The organism is Brevundimonas sp. GN22 (genome assembly GCF_054824005.1).
Genome location: NZ_JSYD01000183.1, coordinates 359 through 884, shown reverse-complemented (window position 1 = coordinate 884; position 526 = coordinate 359). Strand labels below are relative to the sequence as shown.

Sequence of the window (526 nt, the reverse complement as noted above, 5' to 3'; positions counted from 1 at the left end):
CAGACCCAGGGTCACGGTGTGCGACTGATCGTAGTCGCCCGACCATTCACCGAATGCCGGGGTAACCGAAGCCGGAACAACCGAGTTCCAGTTCGCGTCGCCGGTCAGGTAACGGTAGGTCAGGTCGATGTTGGCGCGGTCCGAAACGGCCCAAGCCAGACCAGCGATGCCTTGAGCGGCAAACTTGGTCGAGTAATCGTCAGCAGCAAAAGCGCCGCCCGGAGCCTGACGCAGACGACCGACGGTGTCGACGTTCACGCGGTTCACCCCAACGCCCAGGCCGAGGAACGGACGCAGGGTCCACTCTTCGGTGCCGAAGTCATAAATGACGTTGGCCATCAGGGTGGTCGAGGTGATGTCGCCTTCCGGCGAGTGGCACGGACCGGTTGCCGGGGTCAGGTTGCACAGACCCTGTGCACCCGAAACGGCACGAACGGTGCCGATGTCGCCCGAGCGGTAACCGCCCTCGATTTCAGCACGCCAGTTCGGGTTGAAGCGGTAGCCGAGGCGAGCAAAAGCTGCCCAG

General features: G+C 63.5%; 1 protein-coding gene. It reads right to left on the bottom strand.

All coding sequences use genetic code 11. The features are described from left to right. The coding region (locus OB03_RS14685) for an outer membrane protein (protein ID WP_461344664.1) at positions 1-526 on the bottom strand (526 nt) is incomplete at both ends.